The sequence below is a fragment of the Aeromicrobium flavum genome (assembly GCF_007992115.1).
Taxonomy (GTDB): domain Bacteria; phylum Actinomycetota; class Actinomycetes; order Propionibacteriales; family Nocardioidaceae; genus Aeromicrobium; species Aeromicrobium flavum.
Genome location: NZ_BJZQ01000009.1, coordinates 18,640 through 34,172 on the forward strand (window position 1 = coordinate 18,640; position 15,533 = coordinate 34,172).

Below are 15,533 nucleotides of genomic sequence, written 5' to 3' on the forward strand. Positions count from 1 at the left end.
TCCTCAGAGGTCGTAGGCCGCGGCCAGCTCGGGGTCGCGCTCGGCGAGGGACTTGGCCAGGTCGAGCATGACGAGGCACTGCTTGCAGGACGCGTCGTCCTCCATCTTGCCGTCGATCATGACGGCGCCCGAGCCGTCGCCCATGGCCTCGACGACGCGCTTGGCGTGCGCCACGTCCTCGGGGCTGGGGGAGAAGACCTTCTTGGCGATGTCGATCTGCACCGGGTGCAGGCTCCACGCGCCGACGCAGCCCAGCAGGAACGCGTTGCGGAACTGGTCCTCGCACGCGACGACGTCCTTGATGTCACCGAACGGCCCGTAGAACGGCAGGATGTCGTTCATCGCGCAGGCGTCGACCATGCGCGAGATCGTGTAGTGCCACAGGTCCTGCTGGTACGTGGCGCGGCCGGCGGTGAGGTCCTCGCCGGTGGGGTCCTGGCGGACCAGGTAGCCCGGGTGACCGCCGCCGACGCGGGTGGTCTTCATGCGGCGGCTGGCGGCGAGATCGGCCGGGCCGAGGCTGATGCCCTGCATGCGCGGGCTGGCCGCGGCGATCTCCTCGACGTTGGCGACGCCCTCGGCGGTCTCGAGGATCGCGTGCACGAGGATCTGGCGGTCGAGGCCGGCGCGGGCCTCGAGCTGGGCCAGCAGGCGGTCGACGTAGTGGATGTCCTGGGGCCCCTCGACCTTCGGCACCATGATGACGTCGAGCTTGTCGCCGATCTCGGTGACGAGGGTGACGATGTCGTCGAGCACCCACGGCGAGTCGAGGCTGTTGACGCGGGTCCACAGCTGCGTGTCGCCGAAGTCGGTCGCCTTCGCGATGTCGACCAGGCCCTGGCGTGCGGCCTCCTTCTTCTCGGTCTTCACCGCGTCCTCGAGGTTGCCCAGGATGATGTCGACCTTCATCGCGATGTCCGGCACCTTGGCCGCCATCTTCTCGTTGCTCGGATCGAAGAAGTGGATCATCCGGCTCGGACGGAATGGGACGTCGGAGCTGGGCTTCGGGGCGCCGACGGCGAGCGGACGCAGGAAGGCTCGAGGGTTGCGCACGGGGACTCTCTTCCGTGGGGTTCAGGGTCGGGGACAGTATGGCGCGCCGGGCCGGAGGGGGCTCGGCGGGGCCGTCAGAGGATCTCGTCGAGGGAGTCGAGCGGGCGCGCCAGCCGCGTGCCCTTCGCGGTGACGACGAAGGGCCGCTCGACCAGCACGGGATGGGCCACCATCGCGGCGAGGATCTCGTCGTCGGTGGCGTCGGCGATCCCGAGCTCGGCGTAGAGCGGGTCGCGCTTGCGCGCCGCCTCGGCGGGGGTCAGACCGGCCGCGGCGAACAGCCGGCGCAACTGGTCCTGCGTCCAGCCCTCGTCCAGGTACCTCACGACCGTCGGCTCGGAGCCGGACTCACGGAGCCGGTCGAGCGCCTTGCGCGAGGTCGAGCAGCGCGGGTGGTGGTAGATGGTGGCGTCCACGGACCCCACGGTATCGACTCACCAGACCCGCGGCAGGACGCCGACGGGTGACCCGGGCTCGATGCCGCCGTCGGGGACGATCGCGACGACCTCGGCGTCGGCCAGTCCGCGGAGCATGTGCGGGCGGCTGGTGCCGGCGGGCACCACGCCGGCGGGCGTGTGGATCGCGGGGACGAGCGTGGTGCCCGCGCGCCCGGCGAAGGTGGCCGCCGCGATCGCGATCGCCGGATCGGCCGGCACGCCGCCGGTGTGCCCGGCCACCAGGGCCGGGACGAGGGACAGCGTGGTCATCACGGCGGCGAGCGGGTTACCGGGCAGCGCCAGCCACGGGCGGCCGTCGGGAAGCACGGCGAGCGAGACCGGGTGGCCGGGGCGCATGTCGACGCCGCGGAACCGGACGTCCGCGTCGAGAGCGGCCCAGGCTCCGTCGATCGGGTCGGCGGACGATCGGCCCGTGCCGCCGGCGCTGATGACGAGGTCGACGTCGCCGGCCTCGGCCGCCCGGGCGACGGCGCGCGGATCGTCCGGGACACGGTCGACGTGGGCGATCCGAACGCCGAGGGCGGTCAGCAGCGGCGGCAGCATCGGGGTCATCACGTCGCGCACCTGCCCGGGCTGCGGCACGCCCGACGCGACGAGCTCGTCGCCGGTCACGAGCAGGTGCACCAACGGCGCGCGCCGGACGGCGACCTGGTCGTGGCCGGTGGTGGCCAGGACGGCCAGCCGGGCCGGCGTCAGCACCGAGCCGGCGGTCACGATGACGTCGCCCGGGGCCGCCTCCTCGCCGGCGGGTCGCAGGTGCCAGCCGGGTGGGGGAGCCTCGCCGTGCAGTCGGTCGCCCGACACCTCGCCCCGCTCGGTCGGCAGCACCGCGGCGGTGCCCTCCGGCGGGACGCCGCCGGTGACGATCGCGCGGGCGCGGCCGGGTTCCAGCGGACCGTCGGACTCGTCGACGAGCCACGGCCCGGCGCCGGCGACGGCCCACCCGTCCATGGCGGAGGTGACCGCGTGGGGGACCGGTCCGAGCGCGAGCAGGTCGTCGGCGGCGGTGCACCCGAGGGCCTCGCCGAGCCGGACGGTGATCAGCTCGCCGGGCGCCACGGCGGCACGAGCAAGCCGACGTGCCTCGCCCCAGGGGACATCGCTCACCCGAAGTCCTCGGCGGCCGCGTCGGCCCGCTCGACGAGATCGGTGATCCCCGCCGCGTCGGCGCCGGCGCGACCGGCGGCGTAGCCCACGAGGAACGTCGTCAGCGGCGCGGCCGGACGCACGATCGCATGGGCGGCGGTGCCGGCCAGGTCGAGCAGCGCCTCGGGGTCGGCGTCGGGCGCGATGCCCAGCTCGGCGCAGAGCGCCTGCCACCAGCGGTCGAGGATCTCATCGGTGGCCATCGGCGTGCTCCTTCAGGTCGTCGGGGGTGTCGAGGTCGGCGACGGCGACGGCGCCCAGGGGCACCTCGGTCGGGTCGAGGGGGCCGATGAGCGCCCGGAGGGGCGCGCCGGTGGTGTCGGTCGCGGCGATCGAGGCCGCGAGGTCGGCGGCACGGACGACGCTGCAGCCCCACTGGCGGTGACCGTCCGGGTCGACGCCGACGCGGTGGCCCGGTCCGGCCAGCAGCGCCTCGACCACGAGATCGGGGTGGACCAGGTCGCCGGCCAGGACGAGGATCCGGTCGTCGGCCGCGGCCTCGAGGGCGTCGAGCCCGGCCGCCACGGCGTGGGCGGGCCCGGAGAACGGCGGGTCCTCGCGCACCCACGTCACGTCGCGGGGGAGCGGCTCGTCGCGCCGAGGCCCCACGACCACCACCCGCCCGGCCTGCTCGACCGCGGCCACGGCCAGTCCCAGCAGGGTGCGACCACCCACCCGGACCAGCAGCTTGTCCGCACCGCCGAGCCGGCTGGCGCGTCCGCCCGCCAGCACGATCGCGTGGAACGGGGGCATGCGCCCATCGTGCCTCACGGGACTCGGGGGTTGCGTGCGACCCACGTCACCCTGTTGGTTGGGGGCATGGCGAAGCCCCTGGATGGCCCCGCGACCGCTGCCCTGCTGCGAACCGGACGGTTCTTCACACGGTGGGACGAGTCGGACGACGGACGGGCGGTGTTCCGCGAGGGAGGTCGCCGCGGCGACGTCTTCTACCGCGACCGGTGGAGCCACGACAAGGTCGTCCGGTCCACCCACGGGGTGAACTGCACCGGCTCGTGCTCGTGGAAGGTCTACGTCAAGGACGGGATCATCACGTGGGAGTCCCAGCAGACCGACTACCCGTCCGTCGGACCCAACAGTCCTGAGTACGAGCCTCGCGGCTGTCCGCGAGGCGCCGCCTTCTCCTGGTACACCTACTCGCCCACGCGGGTGCGCTACCCGTACGCCCGCGGCGTGCTGCTGGAGATGTACCGCGAGGCCAAGCAGCGCCTGGGCGACCCGGTGCTGGCGTGGGCCGACATCCAGGCCGATCCCGAGCGCCGTCGCCGTTACCAGCAGGCCCGCGGCAAGGGCGGCTTCGTCCGCACCAACTGGCAGGAGGCCGTCGAGATCACGGCCGCTGCCCAGGTGCACACGATCAAGGAGCACGGTCCCGACCGGATCGCGACGTTCAGCCCGATCCCGGCGATGTCGATGGTGTCCCACGCCGTCGGCGCGCGCTTCACGCACCTGCTCGGCGGTGCGATGACGTCGTTCTACGACTGGTACGCCGACCTGCCCGTGGCCAGCCCCCAGGTCTTCGGCGACCAGACGGACGTCCCGGAATCGGGCGACTGGTGGGACTCGACGTACCTGATGATGTGGGGCTCGAACGTCCCGGTCACCCGCACGCCGGACGCGCACTGGATGACCGAGGTCCGCTACCGCGGCACCAAGGTCGTCACCGTCAGCCCCGACTACGCCGACAACACGAAGTTCGCCGACGAGTGGCTGCCGGCCCAGGCCGGCACCGACGGCGCGCTGGCCATGGCGATGACCCACGTCATCCTCAAGGAGTTCTTCGTCGACCGGCGCGTGCCGTTCTTCGTCGACTACGTCCAGCAGTACACCGACCTCCCGATGCTCATCACGCTGAAGCAGAACGAGGAGCACGGCGGTCTCGTGCCCGGCAAGTTCCTGACGTCCCGCGACCTGGGCGACGAGACGCCCGAGGGCGCGTGGAAGACCGTCCTGGTCAACGCCGCCACCGGCGAGCCGGTCGTCCCGAACGGCACGCTGGGGGACCGCTACTCCGAGTCGGGGGAGGGTCGGTGGAACCTCGATCTCCAGGGCGTCACCCCGGCCCTGTCGCTGCGCGACGCGAAGGTCGATCCGGAGTCGGCCGAGGTGCTGCTGCCCTCGTTCGCCGGGGTCGACGGCGTGGGCGAGGTGATCCGGCGGGGCGTGCCCGTCACGCGCGTCGGCGGCCACCTCGTCACCACCGTGTTCGACCTCATGCTGGCCCAGCACGGAGTGGGCCGTCCCGACCTCCCCGGGCAGTGGCCCGCGGGGTACGAGGACGCCACGTCCCCGTACACGCCGGCGTGGCAGGCCGAGATCACCAGCGTGACCCCGGAGGCGTGCGTGCGCGTGGCTCGTGAGTTCGCGAAGAACTCCGAGGACTCGGGCGGCCGCTCGATGATCATCCTCGGAGCCGGCGTCTGCCAGTGGTTCCACGCCGACGCCACGTACCGCGCGATCATGTCGATGCTGATGCTCACCGGCTGCATCGGACGCAACGGCGGCGGCTGGGCGCACTACGTCGGCCAGGAGAAGTGCCGCCCGATCACGGGCTGGATCTCGCTGGCGAACAACCTCGACTGGGCCCGCCCTCCGCGGACCATGACGGGCACCTCCTACTGGTACATGCACACCGACCAGTGGCGCTCCGACGGCTACCAGGCCGACGCGCTCGCGTCCCCGCTCGCCGAGGGCCACCTCACCGGCATGCACACCGCCGACACGATCGCCCAGTCCGCCCGCATGGGATGGATGCCGTTCTATCCGCAGTTCGACCGCAACCCGCTCGACCTCGCCGACGAGGCGGCGGCGGCGGTCGAGGCCGGCACCGCGAAGGACGTCAACGACTTCGTGGTGCAGCGACTCAAGGACGGGTCGCTCCACTTCGCGATCGACGACGTCGACGCGCCCGAGAACTGGCCGCGCACCCTGATGCTGTGGCGGTCGAATCTCTTCGGCTCCTCGGCCAAGGGCAACGAGTACTTCCTCAAGCACCTGCTGGGCACGCACTCCAACGCGAAGGCCCTCGACGGCAAGCCGTCCGTGCGGCCCCGAGACGTCGTCTGGCGCGAGGAGGCACCCGAGGGCAAGCTCGACCTGCTCGTCTCGGCCGACTTCCGCATGACGTCGACGACGCTGCTGTCGGACGTCGTCTTCCCCGCCGCGACCTGGTACGAGAAGCACGACCTGTCCTCGACGGACATGCACCCGTTCGTGCACGCGTTCACGCCGGCGATCGATCCGCCGTGGGAGTCCGAGACCGACTTCGAGATGTTCCACCACGTCGCGAGGAAGTTCTCCGAGCTGGCGAAGACCCACCTGGGCGTCCGCCAGGACATCGTCGCCGTGCCGATGCAGCACGACACCCCGGGTGAGATGGCTCAGCCCGGCGGCACGGTGCTGGACTGGAAGCGCGGCGACGTCGAGCCGATCCCCGGACGCACGATGCCGGCGCTGCACCTCATCGAGCGCGACTACACGGCCGTCGCCGACAAGCTCAAGGCGATCGGTCCGCTGGCTGATCGCCTGGGCCTGGGCGTCAAGAACGTGCCGTTCGACGTCAAGGAGGCGCTCGAGATCCTCGCCGGGTCCGGTGGGGTGCTCGACTCGGGTCCCGCCGCGGGCCGTCCGGCGATCGACACCGACGCGAAGTTCGCCGAGGCGATCCTGACGCTCTCGGGCACGACGAACGGTGCGCTCGCGACGCAGGGCTTCAAGACCCTCGAGAGGCGGGTCGGCAAGAAGCTCGCCGACCTCGCCGAGGGCTCGGAGGAGAAGCGGATCACCTTCGCACAGACGCAGGCCTCGCCGATGCCGGTGATCACGTCCCCGGAGTGGTCCGGGTCCGAGACCGGCGGGCGGCGCTACGCGCCGTTCACGGTCAACGTGGAGCGCCTCAAGCCGTGGCACACGCTCAGCGGACGCATGCACTTCTTCCTCGATCACGACTGGATGCGCGACCTCGGCGAGGTGATGCCGATCTACCGCCCGCCGCTGGACATGAGCAAGCTGTTCGGCGGTCCGCGCCTGGGTCCGACCGGAGAGCGCGAGATCACCGTGCGCTACCTCACCCCGCACTCGAAGTGGTCGATCCACTCCGAGTACCAGGACAACCTGCTCATGCTGTCGCTCTCGCGCGGCGGCCCCACCGCCTGGCTGAGCAAGGAGGACGCCGAGGCCATCGGCGTCGAGGACAACGAGTGGATCGAGTGCTCGAACGCGAACGGCGTGTTCGTGTGCCGGGCGATCGTCACGCACCGCCTGCCCGAGGGCGTCACGTACGTCCACCACGCGCAGGAGCGCACCATCGACGTGCCGAAGTCCGAGTTCTCGGGCAAGCGTGGCGGCATCCACAACAGCGTCACGCGGGTCCTGGTCAAGCCGACGCACCTCATCGGTGGTTACGCGCAACTGTCCTACGCGTTCAACTACCTCGGCCCCACGGGCAACCAGAGGGACATCATCGCGACGATCCGTCGCCGTTCGCAGGAGGTGACGTACTGATGAGAGTCATGGCCCAGATGGGCATGGTGATGAACCTCGACAAGTGCATCGGGTGCCAGACGTGCTCGGTCACGTGCAAGCAGGCGTGGACGAACCGGGCCGGCACCGAGTACGTCTGGTTCAACAACGTCGAGACGCGCCCCGGCCAGGGGTACCCCCGCCGGTACGAGGACCAGGAGCAGTGGAAGGGCGGCTGGGAGCTCACCCAGCGCGGTCGCCTCCAGCTCAAGGCCGGCGGCCGGCTCAAGAAGCTGTTCGGCATCTTCGCCAGCCCGGTCCAGCCCGAGCTGAGCGACTACTACGAGCCGTGGACGTACGACTACTCGACGCTCATCGAGGCGCCGCTCGGTGACGACTTCCCCGTGGCGCGCCCCAAGTCGCTCATCACCGGTGAGGACACCAAGATCACGTGGTCGGCCAACTGGGACGACAACCTCGCCGGCACGAGCCAGATGGGACACCTCGACCCGATCGTGGAGAAGGTCCGCCGCGAGAGCGAGGAGAAGATCAAGTTCGAGTTCGAGCAGACCTTCATGTTCTACCTGCCGCGCATCTGCGAGCACTGCCTGAACCCGTCATGCATGGCCTCGTGCCCCTCGGGCGCGATCTACAAGCGCGAGGAGGACGGCATCGTCCTGGTCGACCAGGATCGCTGCCGCGGCTGGCGCCAGTGCATCACCGGCTGCCCGTACAAGAAGATCTACTTCAACCACAAGTCCGGCAAGGCCGAGAAGTGCACCTTCTGCTACCCGCGCATCGAGGTGGGCCTGCCCACCGTGTGCGCCGAGACGTGCGTCGGGCGCCTGCGGTACCTGGGCCTGTTCCTGTACGACGCTGATGCCGTCACCGAGGCCGCCTCGACGCCGGATCCGAAGGACCTGTACCAGGCGCAGATGGACGTCATCCTCGATCCGAGCGACCCGGCCGTGGTCAACGCGGCACGGGAGCAGGGCATCGCCGAGGACTGGATCGAGGCCGCCCAGAGGTCGCCCGTCCACGCGCTGGCCAAGAAGTACCGCGTCGCGCTGCCGCTGCATCCGGAGTACCGCACGATGCCGATGGTCTGGTACGTGCCGCCGCTCTCGCCGATCGTGGATCTCCTGCGCGAGCAGGGTCACGACGCCGAGGCGCCCGAGAACCTCTTCGGCGCGATCGACTCCCTGCGCATCCCGGTGGAGTACCTGGCGGAGCTGTTCACCGCCGGCGACACCACGATCATCTCGGAGGTGCTCAGCAAGCTCGCGGCGATGCGCTCGTACATGCGCGACGTCAGCCTCGGCCGCGAGGGCGACGCCTCGATCCCTGAAGCCGTCGGGATGTCCGAGGAGGAGATGTACGAGATGTACCGGCTGATGGCGATCGCCAAGTACGACGAGCGCTACGTCATCCCGAAGGCGCACGCCGAGGACGCCCACAACCTCGAGGAGATGGGCTGCTCGCTCGACTTCGACGAAGGGCCCGGCATGGGCGGCTCGGGCCCGTTCGGTGAGGCGAGCGGTGGACCCGTCCCGGTCGCCGTCGAGACCTTCCGGGCGCTCAAGAACCGCCAGGAGGGGGACACGGCGGCCAGCGACGAGCAGCTGCACGGCCGGGTCAACCTCCTGAACTGGGACGGCAACGGCACCCCGTCCGGGATGTTCCCGAAGCGGGGCGCGGACGAATGAGCACCCGGATCGTCCACCAGGTCGCGTCGTGGGTGCTCTCGTACCCCCACGACGACGTCGTCGAGGCGTTGCCAGACCTGGCCGTGGCGCTGCGCGAGCAGAGGCCGACCGAGGCCGTGCGCGAGCTGCTCACCGTGATCGAGCGACTCCTGCAGGAGGCGCCGGAGCAGCTGCGCCAGCTGTACGTCGACACGTTCGACATGACGCGCCGGCACGCGCTGCACCTGTCCTACTGGACCGAGGGCGACACGCGTCGCCGAGGCGAGGTGCTGGGCTCCTTCAAGCAGGTGTACCGCGACAGCGGCCAGGTCGTCCGCCTCGACGGTGAGCTGCCCGACCACCTGCCGGTCGTGCTGGAGTTCGCGGCGATGGTCGATCCGCAGCGCGGCACCGAGTTGCTGCAGGAGTACCGCGCCAGTCTGGAGCTGCTGCGCATCGAGCTCGAGGACGACGAGTCGCCCTGGGCCGGCGCCGTCCGCGCGGTCTGCGCCACCTTGCCCGGCGCGTCCCCCCGCACCAGGACCGAGGCGATGGCCCTGGCTGGTCCGGTCCAGCCCGCCGAGTCCGTCGGACTCGAGCCGTTCGATGCGCGGCTGCTGCCGCTGGCTGAAGGAGCTCGCCGGTGAACTTCCTGCTCTGGGGCGTCCTGCCCTACGTGGTGGTGGCGGTGCTGGTCGGCGGCACGATGTGGCGGTACCGCTACGACAAGTTCGGCTGGACGACGCGCTCGTCGCAGCTGTACGAATCGCGGCTGCTGCGCATCGGGTCGCCGCTGTTCCACTTCGGCATCCTCATGGTGCTGTTCGGCCACATCGGTGGTCTCGTGATCCCGAAGAGCTGGACCGAGGCGCTGGGGATCTCCGAGGGGCTCTACCACTTCAACGCCCTGTTCTTCGGCACGCTGGCGGGCATCGCCACGCTCGGCGGACTCGCGCTGCTGATCTACCGACGCCGCACGACCGGCCCGGTCTTCATGGCCACCACCACGAACGACAAGGCCATGTACGCCGTGCTCGTCTCCGCCATCGTGCTGGGCCTGTGGACCACGCTGGTCGCGGTCGGGGCCGGTCACGAGGCGCACGACTACCGCGAGACCGTCTCCCCGTGGTTCCGCTCGCTCGTCACGCTGCAACCGGACGTCGACGCGATGGCCGCGGCACCGATCCAGTTCCACATCCACGTGCTCGTGGCGTTCCTGCTGTTCTCGATGTGGCCGTTCACGCGACTCGTCCACGCCTTCACGGCGCCCCTGCACTACCTCTTCCGTCCGTACATCGTCTACCGCAGCCGCGACGCGGCGCTCGGTGCCGGTGCACGCGCTCCCAAACGCGGGTGGGAGCCCATCGGGACCCGCGACAACGCCAGGAGGCGGAAGTGAGTCAGCACCAGCAGGCACTGGAAGCGGGTCGGGGACGCAACCTCGCGCTCGCCACCGCCGCCTTCGCGATCAGCTTCTGGGCCTGGAACGTCATCGGGCCGCTCGGGGTCCGTTACGCCGACCTGCTGGATCTGTCGGCGGGGGAGAAGTCGCTCCTCGTGGCCACACCGGTGCTGGTCGGCTCGCTCGGCCGCATCATCGCCGGCGCCATGACCGACCGGTTCGGCGGGCGGGTGATGTTCCCCGTGCTGATGCTGATCTCGGCGCCCTTCGTGCTGCTCGTCGCCTTCGCCGGGGACCGTGGCTCGTACACGATGCTGCTGGTGTTCGGGTTCTTCCTGGGCATCGCCGGCACGACCTTCGCGGTCGGCATCCCGTTCGTCAACGCCTGGTTCGAGAAGCCGCGGCGCGGCTTCGCGACCGGCGTCTTCGGCGCCGGCATGGGCGGCACGGCGCTCTCGTCGTTCTTCACCCCGCGGATGGTCGAGTGGTTCGGCTACGGGCTGACCCACGTCCTGATCGCGGCGGCGCTGGTGGCGGTGGCCGCCCTCTGCTGGGTGATGATGCGCGACTCGCCCGCCTGGGCGCCCAACACCGACCCCGTCGTGCCGAAGCTCGTCGGTGCTCTCAAGCTGCCCATCACCTGGCAGATGTCGTTCCTGTACGCCGTGGCGTTCGGCGGCTTCGTGGCGTTCTCGACGTACCTGCCCACCTACCTGAAGGACGTGTACGACTTCGACCTCGCCGCCGCCGGCACGCGCACGGCCGGCTTCGCGCTGGCCGCCGTCGCGGCCCGCCCGCTCGGCGGGATGATCTCGGACAAGGTCGGGCCCAAGATCGTGACCGGGGTGTCGATGCTGGGCACGCTCGTCATGGCCGGGGTGGTCGCGCTGCGCCCCGCGCCGGAGATCCCCGCCGGCCTCGGGTTCATCCTGCTGGCCCTGTTCCTCGGCCTCGGCACGGGCGCGATCTTCGCGTGGGTGGCGCAACTGGCACCGCCGGAGCGCGTGGGCAGCGTCACCGGCATCGTCGGGGCCGCGGGCGGTCTCGGCGGGTTCTTCCCGCCCCTGGTGATGGGTGCGACCTACGACGCCGCCGACCGCGACTACACGGTGGGCCTGCTGCTGTTGATGGTCGTCGCGCTCGTGGCCCTCGCCTTCTCCCAGTGGGGGATCCGGAAGGGGGTCAGCCGATCCCGAGCAGGTTCGCCATGACGGTCACGCCCGCGACGATGATGACGATGCCGATGACGTCGAACACGATGCCCGACCGCAGCATCCGGGTGATCGGGACCATGCCGGTGCCGTAGACGATCGCGTTCGGCGGCGTCGACACCGGCAGCATGAAGCCGAACGAGGCCCCGAAGATCGCCGGTCGTGCGCCGGAGGCGCTCGAACCGCTGCTCGGCCGGGCTGAGGGTCTCCCGCACCTCGTCGAAGGTGCGGTACGTGGTGGGTCGTTCCTCGGCGATCATGGCGCCCCCGGTGTCGTGATCGAGATCACGTCCACGTAAGCAGATCCGCGCCCTTCATGCGAACGGGAGCTCGCCCTGGTCCGCCTCGTCGTCGGCGCTGCTGGCCAGGTGGCGGTGCGCCACGAGAATCTCGACCTCGGGCCGATCGGCCATCCAGCGCTCGACCGCGTCGAGCACCTCGACGACGTGCGCCCGGTCGATCGAGACGAGCGACCCGCCGATGCCGGCCCGGCGGTAGAGGTCGAGCGAGTCGGTCTCGGCCGCGGACACCGAGAAGCGCCGACGCAGCTCGTTGACGATCGGCCGGACGATGGCGCGCTTCTCCTTGAGGGAGTGCACGTCACCGAGCCGGAGGTCGAATTCGATCCATCCCACCCACACGGGATCAGTGTGGCAGGAGGTCGTCCACGAGGCGGTGGAGGTGATCGCGCAGGTCCTCCATCGGCGCGACGGTGCGCAGCGCCCGCGCCGTCATGATGGCGCCCTCCATCGCGCTGACGCGGAACCGGCCGAGCGCCGCGGCGGCCGCGGGGTCGGCGCCGGCGTCGACGAGGCGCCTGGCGAACCCCTCGCTCCAGTCGGCGAAGACCTCGGCGGCGGCCGCGACCGCGGGGGAGTCCGGCTCGTCCAGGGCGGCGGCAGCGACCGGGCACCCCAGCGCGAAGTCGTGGCGTCCGAGCTGGCCGATCCACCAGTCGACCACGGCGTCGACGTGGCCGTGGGGGTCGGCCGGGCCACGGCTCGCGATGAACGCGCCGGCCCGTCGGGTCGCCGCGGCGACGAGCTCGGCCTTGCCGCCGGGGAAGTGCTGGTAGATCGACTGGCGCGCCGTGCCGCTGGCCCGCAGCACCTCCGCGAGGCCGGTGCCGTGCACACCGCGCCGGCGCAGCGACTCGACGGTGGCGTCGAGGAGCCGGTCGCGAGGTCCGGGGCGGGTGGCCATGTGGACACGATAGACCGATCGGTCTACATTGGCGAGCATGACGCACGCCGCCCTGACCGAGATGTCCGGACTGGAGTTCCTCCGGTACGCCTTCGCCCTCCCGGCCGACCAGCGCCCGCCCGTCATCGGCGACCTGTTCGGGATGGACGTGCTCTCGCTGGAGGACGGCACCGTCTCGTTCTCGATCCAGTCCCTGCCGAGCGCCGCGAACCCGCTCGGCACGCTGCACGGAGGTGCGTGCGCGACGCTGCTCGACTCGGTCATGGGCTGCTCGATCCACACGAAGCTTGGGCCGGGCGTCGGGTACGGGACGCTCGAGCTGAAGGTCAACTACATCCGCACGGTCCCGGTCGACGGGCGCACCCTGATCGGCACCGGGTCGGTGATCCACGTCGGCCGCAGCACGGCGACGGCCGAGGGGCGGGTGGTCGATCCCGACGGCAAGCTCGTCGCCCACGGCACGACCACGTGCATGATCTACTCCTGAGCCTCGCGGGAGCCACCGTTAGGGTGGACACCAGGTGTGCCGGGAAGTCTGGTCGGCGTCCTGCTGTCGACCCCTGAAGGAACCCGATGAGCTCACCTGGACTGTTCACCCGCGGCAGCTGGCCCGAGTCGGCGCGGGTCGCCGACATCCTCCGCCGCGAGACCGTCGGCGGATCGATCCTGCTGGTCGCCGCCGTCGCCGCGCTGGTGCTGGCGAACTCGCCGTGGTCCGACGCGTACTTCGACCTGGCGGCCCTGCGGGTGGGGCCCGCGTCGCTCCACCTGGACCTCACGGTCGCCGACTGGGCCGCGGACGGCCTGCTGGCCGTCTTCTTCTTCGTCGTGGGCCTCGAGCTCAAGCGGGAGTTCGTCGCCGGCGACCTGCGCGACCCCCGCCGCGCGATGCTGCCGGTCGTCGCCGCCATGGGCGGCATGATCGCCCCGGCGCTGATCTTCGTCGCGATCAACGCGGGCAACGGGACCGCCCACGGCTGGGCGATCCCGACCGCGACCGACATCGCCTTCGCCGTGGCGGTGCTGGCGGTGCTGGGCACGTACCTCCCGTCCGCGCTGCGCACGTTCCTGCTGACCCTGGCGGTCGTCGACGACCTGCTGGCGATCACGGTCATCGCCGTCTTCTACACCGACGCGGTCGACCTGCTCATGCTCGTCGGCTTCCTGGTCCCGCTCGCCGCCTTCGCGTTCACGGTGCGCCGTGCACCGCACTGGTGGTGGCTGCTGATCCCGCTCGCTGTCGTGGCGTGGGTGTGCATGCACGAGTCCGGGGTCCACGCCACGGTCGCCGGGGTGCTGCTGGGCTTCACGGTTCCGGCCCGCGGGGACGGCAGCACGGCGCAGCGCATGGAGCACCTGGTCCGACCCGTCTCCACCGGCTTCGCCGTGCCGGTCTTCGCCTTCTTCGCGGCGGGTGTCGCGGTCTCGGGGGACGTGCTGTCCGGGGCGGCCGGATCGGTGGTCACGTGGGGCATCGTCGTGGGCCTCGTGCTGGGCAAGCCCATCGGCATCGTGGGCAGCTCGATGCTGCTCTCGGCGACCACGCGGGCCCAGCTGGACCCCAGCATCCGGTGGATCGACGTCGTCGGGGTGGCGATGCTGGCGGGCATCGGCTTCACCGTCTCGCTGCTGATCGGCGACCTCGCGTTCGTGAACGACGACCTCGGGGAGTACGTCAAGATCGGCGTCCTCGGTGGCTCCCTCCTCGCCGCGGCGCTGGCCGCGATCGTGCTGCGGTCGCGCAATCGGCACTACCGCAGCATCGAGGAGCAGGAGTCGGCGGACGACGACGGCGACGGCGTCCCCGACGCCTTCCAGCGCTGAGGGCTCAGAGCAGCCAGAAGCAGGCGGCGACCGTCGGGATCAGCAGGATCAGCAGGAACGGCAGCGACGGCCACGAGAAGACCGGCTTGTCGAGGATGACGCGGGTGACGCCGAAGATGATGAACGCCAGCGGCACCGACACGGTCAGCAGGATGATCTGGTCGCCGCGCCGGTCCGGGCCCAGGGCGTAGGCGGCGCCGATCGCGCCGAACAGGCCGTGGATCGACGTGACGACCCACGTGATCGCCAGGATGCGCCGGCGGACGAGGTTGAGGGACTCCTCGGAGGAGTCGGCGAGGCGGTTGCTCATGCCGGGGTCCTTTCCTGGGCCCGGTCGGCCCGGTCGATCAGTTCGTGCAGCCACCGGTTGACCTGCTCGAGCTCGGCGACGTCCATGTCGAACCGCTCGAGCATCGTGGTGGGGACGGCCAGCGCGCGCTCGCGCAGCGCCCGGCCCTCCGCGGTGACGGTGAGGCAGAAGGCGCGGTCGTCGTCGGCGCGTCGGTCGCGCCGCACGAGTCCGGCCGTCTCGAGCCGCTTGACCAGCGGCGAGACGGTGGCCGGCTCGAGGCGCAGGGCGTCGCTCAGCCCGCGCAGGGTGAGGCCGTCGTTCTCCCACAGCGCCAGCATCACGAGGTACTGCGGGTGGGTGAGCCCCAGCGGCTCGAGGACGTCGCGGTAGCAGCCGATCACCGTGCGCGAGGCGACCGACAGCGCGAAGCACACCTGCTCGTCCAGGGAGAGCGGATTGCGGGACGGGGTCATGTCATCAGTGTACTAACTGTTCGTGCCCTCACGAAATCCGCCTGGGCGGTCGTAGGTTGGCCTCATGGCCTTCCGTCACCGTCGGGAGTACGACGAGTCCGTCCCCCGGGCCCTGCACTCCGCCCGCGAGGCGTACGACGACGCCATCGCCCAGTACGAGCAGGCGATGGCCGACGCCCGCCGGGCCTGGGCCGCGGCGCTGGCCTCGGCGATCGACGCGGGCATGTCCTACCAGGAGATCGCCGACGAGGTCGGGGTGTCGCACACCAGCATCAGCCGGGCGATCAAGCAGTACGGCTCGGACTGA

At 71.0% G+C, this 15,533-nt stretch carries 19 protein-coding genes; 9 read left to right on the forward strand and 10 right to left on the reverse strand.

The window, feature by feature from the left end; translation table 11 throughout:
* Positions 1-3: 3 nt before the first annotated feature.
* From AFL01nite_RS09925 to mobA, 5 genes are all read right to left on the reverse strand, one after another.
* Positions 4-1,053, reverse strand: a complete 1,050-nt coding sequence (locus tag AFL01nite_RS09925) for an HpcH/HpaI aldolase/citrate lyase family protein (protein WP_146827525.1) — start codon at positions 1,051-1,053, stop codon at positions 4-6.
* Positions 1,054-1,127: 74 nt separating this feature from the next.
* Positions 1,128-1,469 (reverse strand): arsenate reductase (glutaredoxin), encoded by a 342-nt coding sequence (arsC, locus tag AFL01nite_RS09930; protein ID WP_146827526.1) that lies wholly within the window; start codon positions 1,467-1,469, stop codon positions 1,128-1,130.
* Positions 1,470-1,487: 18 nt separating this feature from the next.
* Positions 1,488-2,618, reverse strand: a complete 1,131-nt coding sequence (locus tag AFL01nite_RS09935; RefSeq protein WP_146827527.1) for a molybdopterin molybdotransferase MoeA — start codon at positions 2,616-2,618, stop codon at positions 1,488-1,490.
* Positions 2,615-2,860, reverse strand: coding sequence for a DUF6457 domain-containing protein (locus AFL01nite_RS09940; RefSeq protein WP_146827528.1), 246 nt, complete (start codon positions 2,858-2,860; stop codon positions 2,615-2,617). Before AFL01nite_RS09940 ends, AFL01nite_RS09935 begins: the two co-directional genes overlap by 4 nt.
* Entirely contained in the window at positions 2,847-3,410 is a 564-nt protein-coding gene (mobA, locus tag AFL01nite_RS09945) for a molybdenum cofactor guanylyltransferase (protein ID WP_146827529.1), read from the reverse strand. The genes AFL01nite_RS09940 and mobA overlap by 14 nt, the downstream gene beginning before the upstream one ends.
* Positions 3,411-3,476: 66 nt before the next feature.
* Here mobA and AFL01nite_RS09950 point away from each other — a divergent pair, with 66 nt between their 5' ends.
* The 5 genes from AFL01nite_RS09950 to AFL01nite_RS09970 are packed head-to-tail and all read left to right on the forward strand — an operon-like array spanning position 3,477 to position 11,434.
* Positions 3,477-7,178 (forward strand): nitrate reductase subunit alpha, encoded by a 3,702-nt coding sequence (locus AFL01nite_RS09950; RefSeq protein ID WP_146827530.1) that lies wholly within the window; start codon positions 3,477-3,479, stop codon positions 7,176-7,178.
* Positions 7,178-8,842 carry a nitrate reductase subunit beta gene (narH, locus tag AFL01nite_RS09955; protein ID WP_146827531.1) on the forward strand — a complete coding sequence of 555 codons (1,665 nt, stop codon included), beginning with the start codon at positions 7,178-7,180 and terminating at the stop codon, positions 8,840-8,842. Before AFL01nite_RS09950 ends, narH begins: the two co-directional genes overlap by 1 nt.
* The gene (gene narJ / locus AFL01nite_RS09960) at positions 8,839-9,468 is read left to right on the forward strand and encodes a nitrate reductase molybdenum cofactor assembly chaperone (RefSeq protein ID WP_146827532.1); all 630 of its coding nucleotides are present in this window, start codon (positions 8,839-8,841) and stop codon (positions 9,466-9,468) included. Before narH ends, narJ begins: the two co-directional genes overlap by 4 nt.
* Positions 9,465-10,220, forward strand: coding sequence for a respiratory nitrate reductase subunit gamma (narI, locus tag AFL01nite_RS09965; RefSeq protein ID WP_146827533.1), 756 nt, complete (start codon positions 9,465-9,467; stop codon positions 10,218-10,220). The genes narJ and narI overlap by 4 nt, the downstream gene beginning before the upstream one ends.
* Complete coding sequence (locus AFL01nite_RS09970; protein ID WP_146827534.1) at positions 10,217-11,434, forward strand: MFS transporter; 1,218 nt, start codon at positions 10,217-10,219, stop codon at positions 11,432-11,434. The genes narI and AFL01nite_RS09970 overlap by 4 nt, the downstream gene beginning before the upstream one ends.
* On the opposite strand, the gene AFL01nite_RS09975 is transcribed toward AFL01nite_RS09970, so the two are convergent.
* Entirely contained in the window at positions 11,406-11,555 is a 150-nt protein-coding gene (locus AFL01nite_RS09975) for an anion permease (RefSeq protein WP_222593485.1), read from the reverse strand. The two genes, AFL01nite_RS09970 and AFL01nite_RS09975, sit on opposite strands and share 29 nt — an antisense overlap.
* 7 nt (positions 11,556-11,562) lie before the next feature.
* Between AFL01nite_RS09975 and AFL01nite_RS15320 the strand changes: the two genes are divergently transcribed.
* Positions 11,563-11,733 carry a hypothetical protein gene (locus AFL01nite_RS15320; RefSeq protein ID WP_186813894.1) on the forward strand — a complete coding sequence of 57 codons (171 nt, stop codon included), beginning with the start codon at positions 11,563-11,565 and terminating at the stop codon, positions 11,731-11,733.
* Positions 11,734-11,748: 15 nt separating this feature from the next.
* Here AFL01nite_RS15320 and AFL01nite_RS09980 read toward each other — a convergent pair whose 3' ends face one another.
* Together AFL01nite_RS09980 and AFL01nite_RS09985 are read right to left on the reverse strand one after the other, a co-directional pair.
* Complete coding sequence (locus AFL01nite_RS09980) at positions 11,749-12,075, reverse strand: DUF503 domain-containing protein (RefSeq protein WP_146827536.1); 327 nt, start codon at positions 12,073-12,075, stop codon at positions 11,749-11,751.
* Between the two features lie 4 nt (positions 12,076-12,079).
* Positions 12,080-12,637: a TetR/AcrR family transcriptional regulator gene (locus AFL01nite_RS09985; RefSeq protein WP_186813895.1), complete on the reverse strand. Its 558-nt coding sequence runs from the start codon at positions 12,635-12,637 to the stop codon at positions 12,080-12,082.
* A gap of 37 nt (positions 12,638-12,674) precedes the next feature.
* On the opposite strand from AFL01nite_RS09985, the gene AFL01nite_RS09990 reads away from it, so the two are divergent.
* Both AFL01nite_RS09990 and nhaA read left to right on the forward strand, forming a co-directional pair.
* Positions 12,675-13,124, forward strand: a complete 450-nt coding sequence (locus AFL01nite_RS09990; protein WP_146827538.1) for a PaaI family thioesterase — start codon at positions 12,675-12,677, stop codon at positions 13,122-13,124.
* Between the two features lie 86 nt (positions 13,125-13,210).
* Positions 13,211-14,461, forward strand: coding sequence for a Na+/H+ antiporter NhaA (gene nhaA / locus AFL01nite_RS09995; RefSeq protein ID WP_146827539.1), 1,251 nt, complete (start codon positions 13,211-13,213; stop codon positions 14,459-14,461).
* Between the two features lie 4 nt (positions 14,462-14,465).
* On the opposite strand, the gene AFL01nite_RS10000 is transcribed toward nhaA, so the two are convergent.
* Positions 14,466-14,771 carry a hypothetical protein gene (locus tag AFL01nite_RS10000; RefSeq protein ID WP_146827540.1) on the reverse strand — a complete coding sequence of 102 codons (306 nt, stop codon included), beginning with the start codon at positions 14,769-14,771 and terminating at the stop codon, positions 14,466-14,468.
* A complete protein-coding gene (locus tag AFL01nite_RS10005) occupies positions 14,768-15,226 on the reverse strand; it encodes a MarR family winged helix-turn-helix transcriptional regulator (protein ID WP_146827541.1) in 459 nt (152 codons plus the stop codon). Before AFL01nite_RS10005 ends, AFL01nite_RS10000 begins: the two co-directional genes overlap by 4 nt.
* A gap of 64 nt (positions 15,227-15,290) precedes the next feature.
* Here AFL01nite_RS10005 and AFL01nite_RS10010 point away from each other — a divergent pair, with 64 nt between their 5' ends.
* Complete coding sequence (locus AFL01nite_RS10010; RefSeq protein ID WP_146827542.1) at positions 15,291-15,533, forward strand: helix-turn-helix domain-containing protein; 243 nt, start codon at positions 15,291-15,293, stop codon at positions 15,531-15,533.

What these genes read in the sequence shown, in the direction of transcription:
- AFL01nite_RS09940 (WP_146827528.1), bottom strand. Translation starts at nt 2,860, where the DNA reads ATGGCCACCGATGAGATCCTCGACCGCTGGTGGCAGGCGCTCTGCGCC.
- mobA (WP_146827529.1), bottom strand. Translation starts at nt 3,410, where the DNA reads ATGCCCCCGTTCCACGCGATCGTGCTGGCGGGCGGACGCGCCAGCCGG.
- AFL01nite_RS09950 (WP_146827530.1), top strand. Translation starts at nt 3,477, where the DNA reads ATGGCGAAGCCCCTGGATGGCCCCGCGACCGCTGCCCTGCTGCGAACC.
- narH (WP_146827531.1), top strand. Translation starts at nt 7,178, where the DNA reads ATGAGAGTCATGGCCCAGATGGGCATGGTGATGAACCTCGACAAGTGC.
- narJ (WP_146827532.1), top strand. Translation starts at nt 8,839, where the DNA reads ATGAGCACCCGGATCGTCCACCAGGTCGCGTCGTGGGTGCTCTCGTAC.
- AFL01nite_RS15320 (WP_186813894.1), top strand. Translation starts at nt 11,563, where the DNA reads ATGAAGCCGAACGAGGCCCCGAAGATCGCCGGTCGTGCGCCGGAGGCG.
- AFL01nite_RS09985 (WP_186813895.1), bottom strand. Translation starts at nt 12,637, where the DNA reads ATGGCCACCCGCCCCGGACCTCGCGACCGGCTCCTCGACGCCACCGTC.
- AFL01nite_RS09990 (WP_146827538.1), top strand. Translation starts at nt 12,675, where the DNA reads ATGACGCACGCCGCCCTGACCGAGATGTCCGGACTGGAGTTCCTCCGG.
- nhaA (WP_146827539.1), top strand. Translation starts at nt 13,211, where the DNA reads ATGAGCTCACCTGGACTGTTCACCCGCGGCAGCTGGCCCGAGTCGGCG.
- AFL01nite_RS10000 (WP_146827540.1), bottom strand. Translation starts at nt 14,771, where the DNA reads ATGAGCAACCGCCTCGCCGACTCCTCCGAGGAGTCCCTCAACCTCGTC.
- AFL01nite_RS10005 (WP_146827541.1), bottom strand. Translation starts at nt 15,226, where the DNA reads ATGACCCCGTCCCGCAATCCGCTCTCCCTGGACGAGCAGGTGTGCTTC.
- AFL01nite_RS10010 (WP_146827542.1), top strand. Translation starts at nt 15,291, where the DNA reads ATGGCCTTCCGTCACCGTCGGGAGTACGACGAGTCCGTCCCCCGGGCC.